The sequence below is a fragment of the Streptomyces sp. NPDC002779 genome, assembly GCF_042888685.1.
GTDB lineage: Bacteria > Actinomycetota > Actinomycetes > Streptomycetales > Streptomycetaceae > Streptomyces.
The window spans coordinates 869,418-886,729 of the sequence record NZ_JBIAQC010000001.1 but is presented as its reverse complement, the minus strand read 5'-3'; the positions used below and the strand labels follow the sequence as shown (position 1 = coordinate 886,729).

Below are 17,312 nucleotides of genomic sequence, written 5' to 3'. Positions count from 1 at the left end.
AGGTGGCCGGCCAGGCGAGGGGGACGGTGTGACGACGGGAGCTGACCCCGGCACGGCCGCCGGGCCGCTGCTGCTCGGCGTACGGCATCACGGGCCCGGCTCGGCGCGGGCCGTGCGGGCGGCGCTGGACGCGGCCCGGCCGCGCGCGGTGCTGATCGAGGGGCCGCCCGAGGCGGACGCGCTGATCCCGCTGGCCGCCGAGGAGGACATGCGGCCGCCGGTCGCCCTCCTCGCCCATGCCGTGGACGAGCCGGGCCGCTCGGCGTTCTGGCCGCTGGCCGAGTTCTCCCCGGAGTGGGTCGCGATCCGCTGGGCGCTGGAGCACGAGGTACCGGCCCGCTTCATCGACCTTCCGGCCACCCACACACTGGCGTGGCAGAAGGAGGACAAGGAGGACACGGGGGAGAAGGAGGAGGGCACGCCGGCGCCCGAATCCCCGGAGGAGCAGGCCGAGAGCCGTGCCGATGTCCGGGTCGACCCCCTCGCCGTGCTCGCCGACGCCGCCGGATACGACGACGCCGAGCGCTGGTGGGAGGACGTCGTCGAGCACCGCGGGGTCGGTGCGGCGGGGGATCCGCTCGCGCCGTTCGCGGTACTGGCCGAGGCCATGACGGCGCTGCGGGAGGTGTACGGCAGCGGCGGACACGACCGGGACCTGGTGCGCGAGGCGTACATGCGGCTCCAAGTACGCGCCGCGCAGAAGGAGTTCGGGGACGCGGTGGCCGTGGTGTGCGGGGCCTGGCACGTGCCCGCGCTCGGCGGGCGGAGCACCGTCGCCGCCGACCGGGCCCTGCTCAAGGGACTGCCCAAGGTCAAGGCGGACATGACCTGGGTGCCGTGGACGCATCGCAGGCTGGCGCGGGCCAGCGGCTACGGGGCGGGCATCGACTCGCCGGGGTGGTACGGGCATCTGTTCCGCGCCACCGACCGGCCCGTCGAGCGGTGGCTGACCAAGGTGGCCGGGCTGCTGCGGGCCGAGGACCGGATGGTGTCCTCCGCCCATGTCATCGAGGCGGTACGGCTGGCCGAGACGCTCGCGGCGATGCGCGGCCGCCCGCTGCCCGGCCTGGGCGAGACCACCGACGCCGTGCGGGCGGTGATGTGCGACGGCTCGGACGTGCCGCTGGCGCTGGTGCACGACCGGCTCGTTGTGGGCGACGTGCTGGGCGAGGTGCCGCGGGACGCGCCCGCGGTGCCCCTGCAGCGGGACCTCGACCGGATCCAGCGCAGGCTGCGGCTCAAGCCGGAGGCGCTGGAGCGGGAGTTGGAGCTCGACCTGCGCAAGGAGACCGACGCCGGGCGCAGCCGGCTGCTGCACCGGCTGCGGCTGCTGGGCGTGCCGTGGGGAGAGCCGGCCGCCTCGCGGGGGAGCACGGGCACCTTCCGGGAGACCTGGCGGCTGCGCTGGGAGCCGGAGCTGGCGGTGCGGATCGCCGAGGCCGGGGTGTGGGGGACGACCGTACTCGCCGCCGCGACCGCCAAGTCCGAGGCGGACGCCGTCTCGGCGCAGCACCTCTCCGACGTCACCGCGCTCGCCGAGCGGTGCCTGCTGGCCGAGCTGCCGGACGCGTTGCCGACGGTGATGCGGGTGCTGGCCGACCGGGCCGCGCTCGACTCGGACGTCGGCCACCTCGCCCAGGCCCTGCCCGCCCTGGTCCGCTCCCTGCGGTACGGCGACGTGCGCGGCACCGACACCGGGGCACTCGCGGAGGTCGCCGCGGGTCTCGCCGAGCGGATCTTCGTCGGACTTCCCCCGGCCTGCGCCGGACTCGACGCGGACGCCGCCGAGGAGCTACGGCGCCATGTGGACGCCGTGCACGGGGCGGTGGGGCTGCTCGGGGACGCGCCCGCGCCGGGCCACGGTGATCTGCGCGGGCGCTGGCGGGCGGTGCTCAAGGTGCTGTCCCTGCGGGACTCGGTTCCCGGCGTGATCCGCGGCCGGTCCGTGCGGCTCCTGCTGGACGAGGGGGAGTTGGCTCAGGACGAGGCGGCCCGGCTCATGGGGCTCGTGCTGTCGCCGGGAACACCTCCCGGGGACGCGGCGGCCTGGATCGAGGGCTTCGTCGGCGGCGGCTCGGGCGGCGGGATGCTGCTCGTGCACGACGAGCGGCTGCTCGGCCTGGTCGACGCCTGGCTGACCGGGGTGCCGGCGGACGCGTTCACCGACGTACTGCCGCTGCTCAGGCGCACCTTCTCGGCGTACGAGCCGGGCGTGCGCAGAACGCTCGGGGAGCTGGTGCGGCGCGGGCCGGGACAGCGGGGCGGTGCGGCGGTCGCGGGTGGGGGCGTACCCGGGTTCGCGGCCGAACTGGACCAGGAGCGCGGGAACGCCGTGCTGCCGGTGGTGCGGCTGCTGTTGGGGCTGGACACGGACGACGACGACCTGGTGGGGGTGGCGTGATGGCGGCCGGAGGACGGGCGGAGCGGAGCGCGAGGGCCCGAGCGGTGCGGGCCGCGCGGCAGGCGCCGGGACAGGGCCAGGAGACGCGGGCGGGGGGCCGGCCGGCGACGATCGTGCCGGTGATCCCGCTGTGGGAACGGCACGGAGGGATGCGCGGATGACGACGGACGTGACGGACCCGGCGCAGGAGCGGCTGCGGCGCTGGCGGCTCGTGCTCGGCGGGGACGCGGCCGACGGCACCGGATGCACGCTCGCCGGGCAGGACGCCGCGATGGACGGGGCGCTCACCGCGCTCTACGGAAAGGGGGACAGGCCGCAGACGGGGAAGGACCGTTCGGCGGGGCTCGGGGCGTCGGCGCCGTCCGTGGCGCGCTGGCTCGGGGACATCCGCACCTACTTCCCCTCCTCCGTCGTGCAGGTCATGCAGCGCGACGCCATCGACCGGCTCGGACTCTCCACGCTGCTGCTGGAACCGGAGATGCTGGAGGCGGTGGAGGCCGACGTGCATCTCGTCGGGACCCTCCTCTCCCTCAACAAGGCCATGCCGGAGACGACCAAGGAGACCGCGCGGGCCGTCGTGCGCAAGGTCGTCGAGGACCTGGAGAAGCGGCTCGCCACCCGCACCCGGGCCACGCTCACCGGCGCCCTCGACCGCAGCGCGCGGATCAGCCGGCCGCGCCACCACGACATCGACTGGAACCGCACGATCGCCGCCAACCTCAAGCACTATCTGCCGGAGTACCGGACGATCGTGCCCGAGCGGCTCATCGGCTACGGGCGGGCCTCACAGTCGGTGAAGAAGGACGTCGTGCTCTGCATCGACCAGTCCGGGTCGATGGCGGCGTCGGTGGTGTACGCGTCGGTGTTCGGGGCGGTGCTGGCGTCGATGCGGTCGATCGACACCCGGCTGGTCGTCTTCGACACCGCGGTCGTCGACCTCACCGACCAGCTCGACGACCCGGTGGACGTCCTGTTCGGCACCCAGCTCGGCGGCGGTACGGACATCAACCGGGCGCTGGCGTACTGCCAGTCGCAGATCACCCGGCCCGCCGAGACGGTGGTCGTGCTGATCAGCGACCTCTACGAAGGGGGCATTCGCGACGAGATGCTGAAGCGGGTGGCGGCGATGAAGGCGTCGGGCGTGCAGTTCGTGGCGCTGCTCGCGCTCTCCGACGAGGGGGCACCGGCGTACGACAGGGAACACGCGGCGGCGCTCGCCGCGCTGGGGGCACCGGCGTTCGCGTGTACGCCGGATCTGTTCCCCGAGGTGATGGCGGCGGCGATCGAGAAGCGGCCGATCCCCGTACCGGATCCGGCGGCAGCAAAACGGACATGAGTACCCATCGGTCACGGGGGGCTTGCGCGGCCTCAGGAGTCCCGTGCAAGGATCGATGCCTTCACCGACTTCGACTCCGTGCCGCCGTACGGGAGGATCCGCCCCCTTGACCTGGTCAGCAGCTCTGCCCGGTGCCGCTGTGCGCATGCCGCGCACGGCGGCCGGACGGCGTGTGCTGTACCTGGCGCTGCTGGTGGGCGGGTTGTTCGCGCTAGGGCTCCTCGGCGGACAGCGGGCTCAGGCGGCGGAGGACGCGCCCACGGCTCTGTCGGTCGACGTGCGCACGGCGGTCGAGGGGGTGACCGGGTCGGTGGCTCGGGAGCCCGGGGCCGGGGAACCGCAGGGGCGAGAGCTTCGGTCCGTCACCGAGGACACCGTTCCGGCCGTCACCGAGCGTGTCGTGCGGCCCGTCGGCGAGCTCGTCGGCGCGGTGACCGAGGGGCTGGACGAAGCACGGGGCACGGTGCCGCCGCGGGAGTCGCTGCCTGAGCTGCCCGCCCTGCCCGCCTTGCCCGACCAGCCCGCTCTGCCCGACCAGCCCGCTCTGCCCGAGCAGCCCACTCTGCCGGAGCTGCCCCAGGCCCCGGATGCGGAACTTCCCGTGCTCCCCGGCCTCCCGGAACTCCCCGCGCTGCCGGAACAGACGCTGCCGGCACCGGCACCCGTGCCGGTGACCTCCGCGCCAGCCGACGAGGCGGATTCCGCCGGGCCGGCGACCGGGGAGGCCGCCACGGCTACCCCGCACGGCGTCACGCCGTACGACACCACCGCGCCCGCGCCCGCGCACCGCACCTCCGCTCACCCCCACCCCCACCGTGCCGACTCCACCGCGCCCGTGCCCGCGCGGCACGCGCCCGCAGGTGTTCCGGGCGGTGCCCTGGACCACCGTGCGACGGTCGACAACGGCACGCCCAGGCATGGCGACGCGCATGCGGTCGCCGCACATCACCCGGCCCCGCCGCGGCTGGTGCCCGGCGCCGCCGCGCACGTCGGTGCCGACGAGATCAGGGACGCGTACCGGGACATTCCCGTATCCCCCGCCTAGAGCAGGCCTTTTCCCGCGCAGTGGACCTGCCGCGCGGGGGCGGAACAGGTCTGCCCGTGTCCCCAATCTCCTTTAAGGATCCGACGTACGCATGAACAAGAACATCCGCCGTTCCCTCGTCATAGCCGCCGGTGTCACCGGCGCGTGGGCGCTCGGCTCCACCGCCGCGAGCGCGGACGAGCTGCCCTCCGCCACGCTGTCCGTGCCGGACGCCACGGAAGACGTCACCGAGGGCGTGGCCGAGACGGTCACCGCCACCTCGAAGCAGACGGCATCCGTCGAAACGAGCACCACGACCACCCCCAAGGCCCCCAAGGCCACCAAGGCCACCAAGGCCCCCAAGGCCCCCAATCTCAAGGGCGGCGCCGCGCAGCTCACCGAGGGCGTCAAGGCGGCCCGCGCCGCGCAGACCGCGCAGCAGACCCCCGAAATCCCGAACACCCCCCAAATCCCCACCACCCCCGAAATCCCCACCACTCCCGACACCGTCGACTACCTCTTCGGCCCCCTCGCCGCCTTCGCCCCGGAGGTGGAGCGGACCCTGAGCGCCCCGACCGGCACCGCCACCGCCGTCCTCGACGAAACGAGCACCGCGGCCGTCCCGCCCCTCGTCACCGCCGCCGTGGACGGAGCCTTCCCCCCGGTCACCCGGGCGGTCGACGCCGCCACCGCCGCGGCATACGGCCTGGTGACCGACGTCCAGCCGGTCGCCACCGGCGCCGCCACCAATGTGCACGCCGTCGCCACCGAAACCGTGGCGGACGTCCACGCCGTCGCCACCGAAACCGTGGCGGACGTCCACCCCCTCGCCACCCGCACCGTCTCCGGCGCCCAGCCGGTCGCCCACGGCGTCCTCGCCGACGTACCCCCGTACGCCACCGGACTCGTCGGTCAGGTCGCCGCGGACGCGCAGGGGGCCGTGCTGCCGCCCGTCGCGCACACGGCCGTGCGCGGGGTCACTCCGGTCGCCGGGCAGGCCGTGACCGACGCGGGTGCGCTGGCGTACGGCGTGGCGGCCGACGCGCAGCCGCTCGCCCACGGCCTCGCCGGGGACGTCGGCCCCTTCGCGCACCGTGCCGTCGGCCATGTCGCCCACCCCGTGGCGGACCTCGTCCAGCCGGTCGCGTACGCCGCCGGGACCGCGGCCCAGGGCGTCGTGGGTGACGTCCAGCCCTTCGCCCACGGCGTCGCCGGCCATGTCTCCCCGGTCGCCGAGAACCTGACCGGCACCCCGCTGGCGGGCAACGCCGTCACCGGCGTCCAGGGCGTCGCCGACTCGGTCACCCCGGGGTACCTCCGCTCCCTCTGAATCCCGGCTCCGTGAGGCGTAAGGACCCGGACGGCCGAAAGCCGTCGGACCGTCCGGCCGGGACCTCACGGACGGCCGGGCGGTCCCCATTGGGGTGGGGACCGCCCGGCCGGAGCCCTCGGGGGCGCAGTCGATTCCTGCCCCTTCGGGCTGTTCCAGGGGCCTCACCGGGCCAACCCCAGCCCGGTGAGGCCCTTCACATCAGGCACTCCGTGCCAGTGAGCACGGCATCATGTGACAGGTATCACCGCTCAGGTGTGACCCCTGATTTAGAAGCCCCCGTCGAGCGGCGATAACCTGCGAGACGGACATGCCGCGCGCTCGGACACCGTGTGCGCCTCCCTAGTGACAGCGGACGTCACGTTGCCCTTCGCGGCACGCCCACGCATCCAACGAACCGCGAGATCACTGATAGGGACGGAAGCGCGTGGACCTGTTCGAGTACCAGGCGAGGGACCTCTTCGCCAAGCACGATGTACCGGTGCTGGCCGGTGAAGTCATCGACACGCCTGAGGCGGCCCGCGCAGCCACTGAGCGCCTCGGTGGCAAGTCCGTCGTCAAGGCCCAGGTGAAGGTCGGCGGGCGTGGCAAGGCCGGTGGCGTGAAGCTCGCCGCCACCGCGGACGAGGCCGTCGCCCGCGCGACGGACATCCTCGGCATGGACATCAAGGGCCACACGGTCCACAAGGTGATGATCGCCGAGACGGCTCCGGAGATCCTGGAGGAGTACTACGTCTCCTTCCTGCTGGACCGTGCCAACCGCACCTTCCTCTCCATCGCCTCCGTCGAGGGCGGCATGGACATCGAGGAGGTGGCGGCCACCCGTCCGGAGGCCGTCGCCAAGACGCCGATCGACGCGATCGACGGCGTGACCGAGGAGAAGGCCCGCGAGATCGTCGAGGCCGCGAAGTTCCCGGCCGAGGTCGCCGACAAGGTCGTCAACGTCCTCGTCAAGCTGTGGGACACCTTCATCAAGGAGGACGCCCTCCTGGTCGAGGTGAACCCGCTGGCGAAGGTGGCCTCCGGCGAGGTCATCGCCCTGGACGGCAAGGTGTCGCTCGACGACAACGCCGAGTTCCGTCACCCCGACTTCGAGGAGCTCCACGACAAGGCCGCGGCCGACCCGCTCGAGGCCGCTGCCAAGGAGAAGAACCTCAACTACGTCAAGCTCGACGGCGAGGTCGGCATCATCGGCAACGGCGCGGGTCTGGTCATGTCGACCCTGGACGTCGTCGCGTACGCCGGTGAGGCGCACGGCAACGTCAAGCCGGCGAACTTCCTGGACATCGGCGGTGGCGCCTCCGCCCAGGTCATGGCCAACGGCCTGGAGATCATCCTCGGCGACCCGGACGTGAAGTCCGTGTTCGTCAACGTCTTCGGTGGCATCACCGCCTGTGACGAGGTCGCCAACGGCATCGTCCAGGCGCTGAAGCTCCTGGAGGACCGCGGCGAGGAGGTCACCAAGCCGCTCGTCGTCCGTCTCGACGGCAACAACGCCGAGCTCGGCCGGCAGATCCTCACCGACGCCAACCACCCGCTGGTCCAGCGCGTCGACACCATGGACGGCGCGGCCGACAAGGCCGCCGAGCTGGCCCACGCCGCCAAGTAAGCACTCAGGACGAGGACAGAACACACCATGGCTATCTGGCTCAACAAGGACAGCAAGGTCATCGTCCAGGGCATGACCGGCGCCACGGGCATGAAGCACACCAAGCTCATGCTCGGCGACGGCACCACGGTCGTGGGCGGCGTGAACCCGCGCAAGGCGGGCACCTCCGTCGACTTCGACGGCACCGAGGTACCGGTCTTCGGCACCGTCAAGGAGGCCATCGAGGCCACCGGCGCCAACGTCTCCGTCATCTTCGTGCCGGAGAAGTTCACCAAGGACGCGGTCGTCGAGGCCATCGACGCCGAGATCCCGCTGGCCGTCGTGATCACCGAGGGCATCGCCGTGCACGACTCGGCGTCGTTCTGGGCGTACGCCGGCAAGAAGGGCAACAAGACCCGGATCATCGGCCCGAACTGCCCCGGCATCATCACCCCGGGTCAGTCGAACGTCGGCATCATCCCGGGCGACATCACCAAGCCGGGCCGTATCGGTCTGGTCTCGAAGTCCGGCACGCTGACGTACCAGATGATGTACGAGCTGCGTGACATCGGCTTCTCGACCGCCGTCGGCATCGGTGGCGACCCGATCATCGGCACCACGCACATCGACGCGCTCGCCGCGTTCGAGGCCGACCCCGAGACCGACCTGATCGTCATGATCGGCGAGATCGGTGGCGACGCCGAGGAGCGGGCCGCGGACTTCATCGCGAAGAACGTGACCAAGCCGGTCGTCGGTTACGTCGCGGGCTTCACCGCGCCCGAGGGCAAGACCATGGGCCACGCCGGCGCCATCGTCTCCGGTTCGTCCGGCACCGCCCAGGCGAAGAAGGAGGCCCTGGAGGCCGCCGGCGTCAAGGTCGGCAAGACGCCGACCGAGACGGCGAAGCTGGCGCGCGAGATCCTCAGCGCCTGAGCTTCCGGCTGATCCGTCGGATGGGCCCGTTCCCCGGTGGGGAGCGGGCCCATCGGCGTCATCCCGGCAGCGGTACCAGCCGCTGCGGACCGCTCGCCGTCTCCTGGCGCAGCTTGGCCCGCAGCTCCTGTTCCGTCTCGGACAGCGGGCCCGGGGCGACCTTCGGGGGGACGCCCTGGACGGTCCGGCCCGGTGAGACGGGCGCCTCGTACTGCCGGGGTGCGGTGCGCAGCGTCAGGGCCGTGGTGCCGATGAGGGCGACCGTGAAGGCGATGGCGGCGCGGGTCCAGAAGCTGGCCCGGCGCTCGCTGCCGGTGCGTACCGTCGGCGGTTTCGCGGCGCGCAGGCGCTCCGCCGACGCCACCTCGGCCAGCCGCCGGTGGAGTTCGGCGGGGTCGGCCAGCTCCGGCAGCCGCGCGGCCACCGCCTCGCGCGCGTGCAGCAGCCGGTTCGCCGCCGCGGGCGTGCTCGCCTCCGTCTCCGCCGCGGTGTCCGGGAGATCGAGGCCCACTCCGTCATAGAGCAGCAGGGTGCGGCGGTACGGCGGCGGCAGGGTGAGGAGTACGTCCATCAGCGCGCGGTCGGAGGGGTTGGCGGGCGGCGGTTCGGGGTGCCGGTAGCGGGGGCGGAAGCGGTGCCAGGGGGAGAGGGCGTACTCGTACGCCGTCGCCCGCACCCAGCCCGCCGGATCCCGGTCGACGGCCACCTCCGGCCAGCGCTGCCAGGCGCGGTCGAAGGCCCGCTCGACCGACTCCCGGGCCAGCTCGCGTCGCCCCGTGAGCAGATAGGCCTGCCGTACGAGGGCGGGCGCGCAGAACGCGTAGAGCGCGTCGAAGGCCTGAGCGGGCGTCAGCGGCCGGGACGACTCGACCTCCGCGGGTGCCGGTTCGGGCGGCGGGGTCCGTACGGGCAGCTCGGCGGTGTCGGCGCTCTGCTGAGGTGCGGTCACCTCGGGCTCGTCCGGGGCCTCCTGGGCGGCCGGCGTCGTGGTCAGCTCGTTCAGCAGTCGCGCGTACGCCTCCCGCTTCCGGCCGCGCGGCGTCATGCGGCCGGTCTCCCACGCGCGCACGGTCTCCCGGGTCACGCCCACCTGCGCCGCGACCTGAGCCTGCGTCAACGACTGGGCCTCGCGCAGGCGTCGGCGTTCCTTGGGCGGGGGCAGCGGGGTTGCAGGGCTCTGCGTCACGAGGTGCCCCTTCGGACGAAAATGTACATAAACGTATATTGAGCGACACAACGGGGGTTCGCCTGTTACGACGGGAAAGCGCGTGTCGTTGGGAGCATGGCGGGCGTGATCCAGCTGACCGTTCGTCGATCGCCGTTGTCGTCCCTGCTCAACCGGGCGCGCGACCGCTACCCCGGACTGGCCGCGAGCCTCCTGGGTGGCGCCGTGGCCGCGGGCCTCGGTCTCGGCTCGCTCGCCGTGCTGGTGATGGTGCTGTGGATCAGCTCGCCCTACCCCGACAGCGGTCCCTCGGGCGCGCTGCACGTCGCCGCGGCGCTGTGGCTGCTGGCGCACGGCGCCGAACTGGTCCGCGTCGACACGCTGTCCGGCGTGCCCGCGCCGGTGGGCGTCACGCCGTTGCTGCTGCTCGCGCTCCCGGTGTGGCTGGTGCACCGCGCCGCGCGGGACGCGGTGGAGGGGGAGGAGTCGGAGGAGCCCACCGTCTCGGGGCGTACGGCCTGGGCGGGTGTCGTGCTCGGCTATCTCGCCGTGGGCGCCGCCGCCGCGGGGTACGCGGCGGGCGGGGTGCTCCGGCCGGACTGGGTGTGGACCGGGGTGTGGGTGCCGCTGGTCGTCATCGCAGCGGCCGGGGCGGGGGTGTGGACGGCGTACGGGCGGCCCCGGGACGCCGTGGACGAGGTGCTGATCCTGCTGCCGGCGGGGATGCGGCGGCCGGTCGTCGGGGGAGAGGCGCGGGCCCGTCTCGATGCCGCGGCACGGGCGGCCGGGGCGGGTACGGCGGTGCTGCTCGGGGGCGGGGCGCTGCTGCTGGCGGTGTCACTGGTGTGGCACGGCGGGGCGGCGCGGACGTCGTTCTTCCAGCTCACCGAGGGGTGGTCGGGGCAGTTCGCGGTGCTGCTGCTGTGTCTGGCGTTGATGCCGAACGCGGCGGTGTGGGGCACGGCGTACTCCCTGGGCCCCGGCTTCTCCCTCGGTGCGGGGCACGTCGTGGGGCCGCTGTTCTCCTCGCCCGCCGCGCTGCTGCCGCCGTTCCCCTTGCTGGCGGCGGTCCCGGAGGCGGGGCCGGGGACGCCGGTGAACTGGGCGGCGGGGGCGGTGCCGGTGCTGGCCGGGGTGACCGTGGGGTGGTTCGTGGGACGGGCCGGGAGCGCGGAGACGGACGGCTCGGCGTGGTCCCGGGGGCGGACCGCCGGAGCGGCGGTGCTGGCGGCGGTCCTGGGTGCGGCGGCCATGGCGGGGCTGGGCGCGATGGCGGGCGGTGCGCTCGGGGTGGCGGCGCTGGCCGGGTTCGGACCGGTGTGGTGGCAGGTGGGGGCGGCCGCGCTGGCGTGGGGCGTGCTGGTCGCGGTGCCGGTGGCGGTGGCGGTGCGGTGGTGGCGGTGCCGGGGGAGGGCGGACGGGCCCGCACCTCGGGTGGGGACGCCTCGGGCGGAGGAGCGGGGCGGGAAGGACGCGCCCGGAGGGAAGGACGCGCTCGGAGGGAAGACTCCGTCGGCGGGTCGGACTCGGCGCGGCGTGAGGGCTCTGTTCGCCGGAAAGGCTCAGCGCGGGGAGAAGACTCAGCGCGGGGAGAAGGCCCCGCCCGGAGACAAGGCCTTTCACGAAGGAAAGATCCCGTCCGCCGCACAGGCTTCGTACGACGACGGCGACGACGACAGCTTCGAGCCGTACGACTTCCTGCCGACCGAGCCGGAGTCGGTCTGGCCGCCGGTCTGGCCGGCGGACGACGCGGCACGGGAGGCGCGCTGGGCCGCACTGCGGGAGGCGTCGGGGCAGGAGGACGCCCCCGAGTCCTCGTGACGCCCGCCCCTTCCGGGCCCGGACCCGGGGCGCGGCTCCGACCCCGGTCAGTGCCTCAGCCGGTGTCCCCCAGAACCCCGCGCAGCTCCTCCGGCAGCAGGTCCTCGCAGGCCTGCTTCGCCTGGTAGGTCAGGGCGTCGGTGGTGCAGGTGTAGTAGTCGTTGTACACCAGCTTCGCCGTGAAGCCCGCCGCCACCAGGGCGATCGCCAGGGACGCCGTGACCACACCGCTCACCGCGGCCGTCGTCTGGGGGCGGCCGGTGTTCGCCGGGGCCGGGGTGTCGGGGTCGGGGGTGCGGGGCTTGGCCCGCAGGGCGGTGATGCCCCAGTACAGGGCGAGCGCGCCGAGCATCAGGGCGACGTACGGCCAGCTGAACAGGGCGAAGAAGAACGCCCACATGCCACAGAGCAGGGCGTAGCGCGCGCGGCGCTGCGAAGGGTCGGTCGGGTCCCAGCGCATGTTCGTGCCGGGGCCGTCGTTGCCGCTCGGGGTCTCGGGGTTCGGGCCGGGGCGCTCACCGAAGCCGCCGGAGGACCGGCCGGGCTGGCGGTCGCTCCACTGGCTGCCCCAGGGTGAGCCCTGGTCGCCGTCACCGGAGTCGCCGCCTCCGGATGCCGGGCGGCGCGGCTGCCACGGGCGGTCCGGGGTGCCCTCCGGCGGCGGTGCGAAGGGGTTGTCGTCCTTCGGCCTGGCGTCCCGCTCGTCGCCGCTGTTCCCGCCCGACGGCGCGTCCGGCGGCGAGGAGGGCCGCTCGCGCAGCAGCACGCCACGGCGCTCCCCTCCCTGCACCGGCTGCGGGGGGAGCGTGAGGAGTCGCAGGCTGCGGTCCGGCATCAAGTGAGCGTCTTCCCCTAGGTGATTACGGCTGACTACTGCTGGCGGCACCAGGTCCGTCACCCTGTGAACGCACCGTCCACGAACGGCGTTCCCGACCGGGCCCCTCTCAGACGCTACCTTCCGGCCACGCCCCCGTCCCGAGGGGGCTGCCCGGTGTGCCGGTATCGTTGCTGACGGTCGGCCGCTTCGTAGGCTTCCCCGTATCCGGGGGCCCGAAGCATTCGTACGAACGTACATACCGCCGTGCGGGCCCGGCCACCGTACCGACGCACCCCCGAGAAAGGCCCCCGCTGTGGCTGCCAAGCGCCTCGTCGTGCTGGTCTCCGGATCCGGCACCAATCTCCAGGCGCTGCTCGACGCCATCGCCGCCGACGGCACCGAGGCCTACGGCGCCGAGATCGTGGCCGTCGGAGCCGACCGCGAGGGCATCGAAGGGCTGGCCCGCGCCGAGCGCGCCGGCATCCCGACCTTCGTACGGAAGGTCAAGGATTTCGGCAGCCGCGAGGAGTGGGACGCGGCGCTCGCCGAGGCCGTCGCCGGATACGAGCCCGATCTCGTGGTCTCCGCGGGGTTCATGAAGATCGTCGGCAAGGAATTCCTCGCGCGCTTCGGCGGCCGGTTCGTGAACACGCACCCCGCCCTGCTGCCCAGTTTTCCCGGCGCCCACGGCGTCCGTGACGCGCTCGCGTACGGCGCCAGGGTCACCGGCTGCACCGTCCACTTCGTCGACGACGGCGTCGACACCGGACCGATCATCGCGCAGGGCGTGGTCGAGGTCCGGGACGAGGACGACGAGAGCGCTCTGCACGAGCGCATCAAGGAAGTCGAGCGCAGGCTGCTCGTCGATGTCGTGGGGCGGCTCGCCCGCAACGGCTATCGCATTGAGGGACGAAAGGTAGTTATCCAGTGACCGCCGAGAGCAACAAGCGGGCCCTTCGACGGGCGCTCGTCAGCGTCTACGACAAGACGGGTCTCGAGGACCTCGCCCGCGGGCTGCACGAGGCCGGCGTCGAGCTGGTGTCGACCGGCTCCACGGCCTCCCGTATCGCCGCGGCCGGCGTCCCCGTCACCAAGGTGGAGGAGCTCACCGGCTTCCCCGAGTGCCTGGACGGCCGCGTCAAGACGCTGCACCCGAAGGTCCACGCGGGCATCCTCGCCGACCTGCGCCTGGAGGACCACCAGCGGCAGTTGGCGGAGCTCGGCGTGGCGCCGTTCGACCTGGTCGTCGTCAACCTCTACCCCTTCCGCGAGACCGTCGCCTCCGGCGCCTCCCCCGACGAGTGCGTCGAGCAGATCGACATCGGCGGCCCCTCGATGGTCCGCGCCGCCGCCAAGAACCACCCCTCGGTGGCCGTGGTGACCAGCCCCTCGCGGTACGCCGACGTCCTGGCGGCCGTGCGGGACGGCGGCTTCGACCTCGCCACGCGCAAGCGGCTCGCGGCGGAGGCCTTCCGGCACACCGCGGCCTACGACGTGGCGGTGGCGAGCTGGTTCGCGTCCGAGTACGCGCCCCTCGACGACTCCTCGTTCCCCGACTTCCTCGGCGCCACCTGGGAGCGGAAGAACACCCTGCGCTACGGCGAGAACCCGCACCAGCCGGCCGCGCTGTACACCTCCGGGTCCGGCGGTCTCGCCGAGGCCGAGCAGCTGCACGGCAAGGAGATGTCGTACAACAACTACACGGACACCGACGCCGCCCGCCGTGCCGCGTACGACCACGCCGAGCCGGCCGTCGCGATCATCAAGCACGCCAACCCGTGCGGGATCGCGGTCGGCGCGGATGTCGCCGAGGCGCACCGCAAGGCGCACGCCTGCGACCCGCTGTCGGCGTTCGGCGGGGTGATCGCCGTCAACCGCCCGGTGTCCAAGGAGATGGCCGAGCAGGTCGCGGAGATCTTCACCGAGGTCATCGTCGCGCCGGACTACGAGGAGGGGGCCCTGGAGGCCCTCGCCAAGAAGAAGAACATCCGCGTGCTGCGCTGCCCCGAGGCCCCGGCCGCCCCGGTCGAGGTCAAGGCCATCGACGGCGGCGCGCTGCTCCAGGTCACGGACCGCCTCCAGGCCGACGGCGACGACCCGGCCAACTGGACCCTGGCGACCGGCGAGGCGCTCTCCCCCGAGGAGCTCGCCGAGCTGTCCTTCGCCTGGCGGGCCTGCCGGGCGGTCAAGTCCAACGCCATCCTCCTCGCCAAGGACGGCGCCTCGGTCGGCGTCGGCATGGGGCAGGTCAACCGGGTCGACTCCGCGAAGCTGGCGGTGGAGCGGGCGGGCGCCGAGCGCGCGCAGGGCTCCTACGCCGCCTCCGACGCGTTCTTCCCCTTCCCCGACGGCCTGGAGATCCTGACCGAGGCCGGCGTCAAGGCGGTCGTCCAGCCCGGCGGTTCGGTCCGCGACGAGCAGGTGATCGAGGCGGCGAAGAAGGCGGGCGTGACGATGTACTTCACGGGGACGCGGCACTTCTTCCACTGAGTCCACGCGTAAAGGGCCGTGTCCCCCTGATCCGGGTGGGACACGGCCCTCGCTGCGCAAGGGCGCGCACTGTTCAGTACCGCGGGCGCTTGAACCACTCCGCGCTCGACCGCTTCGCCGCGAAGACGATCACCAGGATCGCGAGGATCATGATGAGCAGGCCCAGGAGGTAGATGCCGAGTGCGAAGATGCCGCTGACGATCGCGAACGACGCGTAGACGATCGAGCAGACGCGGACGCCGTTGCGGCCCTTGGCGAACTGCAGCAGCAGCACCAGCCCGAGGATCGCGAAGACGGCGGCCAGGCCCAGGAAGAAGACCACGACGCCCTTGCCCAGATCCGCGTAGCGCTCGGCCTCGGCGTCACCGGTGACGCCCGCCTCGAGCATCGTCTGGTCCCAGTCGGCCAACGCCACGCCGTACACGGCGGCGATGACGATGTGGCACAGGGCGATCACGCCGAGCATGATCTGCGCGGCACGGGTGATGCCGGGCATCTGGGCCGGACCGGCCGGCGGGTAGCCGTAACCGCCGGGGTGCACCGGAGGACCCGCGGGGTAGGCGCCGTAGCCCTGCGGCGGGACGCCGGGCGGCTGGCCCTGCTGCGGATAGCCGTAACCGGGGTTCGGCTGCTGGGGCGGGGGCCCGTACGGGCTGTTCGGTTCGCCGAAACTCATGGCGGTGTTCCTCCGTGTGACTGCGGGGACGACGAGCGGCACGGTTCGGAGGAAGGTTCAACAGATGCGGTTCGTCCCCCCGGTACTGCCCGCGGCACTGTGGCCACAATCGTTCTTCAGTGGCCGGTTCGTTGTCCAGCCGTACTCCCTATGTGTTGTGCAAGTGCAACACACCTGATCATGGGCGGACAGCCGGCCGGGGGCCCGGATTGGAAGAGGGACCCCGTCATCCGCGAGGATGGGGCCATGACCGCCCAGATTCTCGATGGCAAGGCCACCGCAGCCGCGATCAAGTCCGATCTGACCGCCCGTGTGGCGGCGCTGAAGGAGAAGGGCGTCACGCCCGGCCTCGGCACGATCCTGGTCGGGGACGACCCCGGCAGCCAGAAGTACGTCGCCGGCAAGCACCGCGACTGCGCCGAGGTCGGCATCGCCTCCATCCAGCGCCAACTGCCCGCCACCGCCACCCAGGACGAGATCGAGGCGGTCGTACGGGAGCTGAACGAGGACCCCGCCTGCACCGGCTACATCGTCCAGCTGCCGCTGCCCAAGGGCATCGACGAGAACCGCATCCTGGAGCTGATGGACCCGGACAAGGACGCGGACGGCCTGCACCCGATGAACCTCGGCCGCCTCGTCCTGAACGAGCCGGCCCCCCTGCCCTGCACCCCCAACGGCGTCCTCACCCTCCTGCGCCGCTACGGCGTGGAGATCAAGGGCGCCGAGGTCGTGGTCGTCGGCCGTGGTGTGACCATCGGCCGGCCGATGCCGCTGCTGCTCACCCGGCGCAGCGAGAACGCCACCGTGACCCAGTGCCACACCGGCACCCGCGATCTGTCGGCGCACCTCAAGCGCGCGGACATCATCGTCGCGGCCGCCGGTTCCGCCCACCTCATCCGTCCCGAGGACGTGAAGCCCGGCGCGGCCGTGCTCGACGTCGGTGTCTCGCGCAGCGCCGAGGGCAGGATCGTCGGCGACGTCCACCCGGACGTGGCGGAGGTGGCCGGCTGGATCTCCCCCAACCCCGGCGGCGTCGGCCCGATGACCCGGGCCCAGCTGCTGGTCAACGTGGTCGAGGCGGCGGAGCGCAGTGTCGGCTGAGCGGCCCTTCGAGCCGGACGACGAGATCGAGGTCCGGGACGCGGTCAGCGCGCCGGACGCCGAGGGCCGGCCGCGCCGTACGACCCGCCGCTTCCCGCTGTTCACCCGGGACACCGCGCGCCCCGAGGGCGGCGGCCGGGCCGCTCCCGGTGACGCCCCGGCACCGGCTCGCCAGTGGCCGGTCCTGCTGGTGCTCGTGCTCGTCGGCACCGGCCTGCTCGTGACCGCTCTGGACGCCTTCCGCGCCGGGACCCTGCTGATCGGGGTGGCCCTGATCGGTGGCGGGCTGCTGCGCTGGCTGGTCCCGGACGTCGGCATGCTCGCGGTCCGCTCCCGCTTCACCGACATCCTCACCTACGGCGTGCTCGGCACCGCGATTCTCCTGCTGGCGCTGATGGTGCAGCCGGACCCCTTGCTGGAGATCCCGTTCCTCAAGGACACCCTGCACTTCACGGTCAGCAACTAGCACATCCGTACGACGGCGGCCCGTCCTCTCCCCCGAGCAAGGACGGGCCGCCGCCGTGCGTCCACCTTCCCGCGCCGGGAAGTGCCTGTTCAACGGCTGTCAGGGCGCTGTGGCACAGCGGTGACCGTTCCGCCACGGTGTGCGCGGCCTGCCACAGCGCGCGG

Annotated in this window: 14 protein-coding genes; 11 read left to right on the top strand and 3 right to left on the bottom strand. The window is 73.1% G+C overall.

Going from position 1 to position 17,312, the window contains the following annotated elements:
• The first annotated feature begins 28 nt into the window (after positions 1–28).
• The 6 genes from ACFYW5_RS03985 to sucD all read left to right on the top strand — a co-directional run bounded on the left by ACFYW5_RS03985 (position 29) and on the right by sucD (position 8,612).
• A complete protein-coding gene (locus ACFYW5_RS03985; protein WP_389415346.1) occupies positions 29–2,401 on the top strand; it encodes a DUF5682 family protein in 2,373 nt (790 codons plus the stop codon).
• Positions 2,402–2,558: 157 nt separating this feature from the next.
• On the top strand, positions 2,559–3,737 hold the full coding sequence (locus ACFYW5_RS03980) for a VWA domain-containing protein (protein ID WP_389415345.1): 1,179 nt from the start codon (positions 2,559–2,561) through the stop codon (positions 3,735–3,737).
• Positions 3,738–3,843: 106 nt separating this feature from the next.
• Positions 3,844–4,782, top strand: coding sequence for a hypothetical protein (locus ACFYW5_RS03975; protein WP_389415344.1), 939 nt, complete (start codon positions 3,844–3,846; stop codon positions 4,780–4,782).
• 91 nt (positions 4,783–4,873) lie between these two features.
• Entirely contained in the window at positions 4,874–6,091 is a 1,218-nt protein-coding gene (locus ACFYW5_RS03970; RefSeq protein WP_389415343.1) for a hypothetical protein, read from the top strand.
• A 427-nt stretch (positions 6,092–6,518) separates the two neighbouring features.
• Positions 6,519–7,700, top strand: coding sequence for an ADP-forming succinate--CoA ligase subunit beta (gene sucC / locus ACFYW5_RS03965; protein WP_389415342.1), 1,182 nt, complete (start codon positions 6,519–6,521; stop codon positions 7,698–7,700).
• Between the two features lie 27 nt (positions 7,701–7,727).
• A complete protein-coding gene (gene sucD, locus ACFYW5_RS03960) occupies positions 7,728–8,612 on the top strand; it encodes a succinate--CoA ligase subunit alpha (protein ID WP_250071099.1) in 885 nt (294 codons plus the stop codon).
• A gap of 58 nt (positions 8,613–8,670) precedes the next feature.
• Here sucD and ACFYW5_RS03955 read toward each other — a convergent pair whose 3' ends face one another.
• A complete protein-coding gene (locus tag ACFYW5_RS03955) occupies positions 8,671–9,798 on the bottom strand; it encodes a helix-turn-helix domain-containing protein (RefSeq protein WP_389415341.1) in 1,128 nt (375 codons plus the stop codon).
• 96 nt (positions 9,799–9,894) lie between these two features.
• On the opposite strand from ACFYW5_RS03955, the gene ACFYW5_RS03950 reads away from it, so the two are divergent.
• Positions 9,895–11,598 (top strand): DUF6350 family protein, encoded by a 1,704-nt coding sequence (locus ACFYW5_RS03950; RefSeq protein WP_389415340.1) that lies wholly within the window; start codon positions 9,895–9,897, stop codon positions 11,596–11,598.
• Between the two features lie 55 nt (positions 11,599–11,653).
• On the opposite strand, the gene ACFYW5_RS03945 is transcribed toward ACFYW5_RS03950, so the two are convergent.
• Positions 11,654–12,433 (bottom strand): hypothetical protein, encoded by a 780-nt coding sequence (locus tag ACFYW5_RS03945; protein ID WP_389415339.1) that lies wholly within the window; start codon positions 12,431–12,433, stop codon positions 11,654–11,656.
• Positions 12,434–12,728: 295 nt separating this feature from the next.
• On the opposite strand from ACFYW5_RS03945, the gene purN reads away from it, so the two are divergent.
• On the top strand, positions 12,729–13,346 hold the full coding sequence (gene purN / locus ACFYW5_RS03940; RefSeq protein WP_389415338.1) for a phosphoribosylglycinamide formyltransferase: 618 nt from the start codon (positions 12,729–12,731) through the stop codon (positions 13,344–13,346).
• Entirely contained in the window at positions 13,343–14,905 is a 1,563-nt protein-coding gene (gene purH / locus ACFYW5_RS03935) for a bifunctional phosphoribosylaminoimidazolecarboxamide formyltransferase/IMP cyclohydrolase (protein WP_389415337.1), read from the top strand. Before purN ends, purH begins: the two co-directional genes overlap by 4 nt.
• 73 nt (positions 14,906–14,978) lie before the next feature.
• Here the strand turns inward: purH and ACFYW5_RS03930 are convergent, their stop codons facing one another.
• On the bottom strand, positions 14,979–15,581 hold the full coding sequence (locus ACFYW5_RS03930) for a proline-rich domain-containing protein (protein ID WP_389415336.1): 603 nt from the start codon (positions 15,579–15,581) through the stop codon (positions 14,979–14,981).
• A 246-nt stretch (positions 15,582–15,827) separates the two neighbouring features.
• Between ACFYW5_RS03930 and ACFYW5_RS03925 the strand changes: the two genes are divergently transcribed.
• Together ACFYW5_RS03925 and ACFYW5_RS03920 are read left to right on the top strand one after the other, a co-directional pair.
• On the top strand, positions 15,828–16,682 hold the full coding sequence (locus ACFYW5_RS03925; protein WP_389415335.1) for a bifunctional methylenetetrahydrofolate dehydrogenase/methenyltetrahydrofolate cyclohydrolase: 855 nt from the start codon (positions 15,828–15,830) through the stop codon (positions 16,680–16,682).
• On the top strand, positions 16,672–17,148 hold the full coding sequence (locus ACFYW5_RS03920) for a DUF3017 domain-containing protein (RefSeq protein WP_389415334.1): 477 nt from the start codon (positions 16,672–16,674) through the stop codon (positions 17,146–17,148). The genes ACFYW5_RS03925 and ACFYW5_RS03920 overlap by 11 nt, the downstream gene beginning before the upstream one ends.
• The last annotated feature ends 164 nt before the right edge of the window (positions 17,149–17,312 follow it).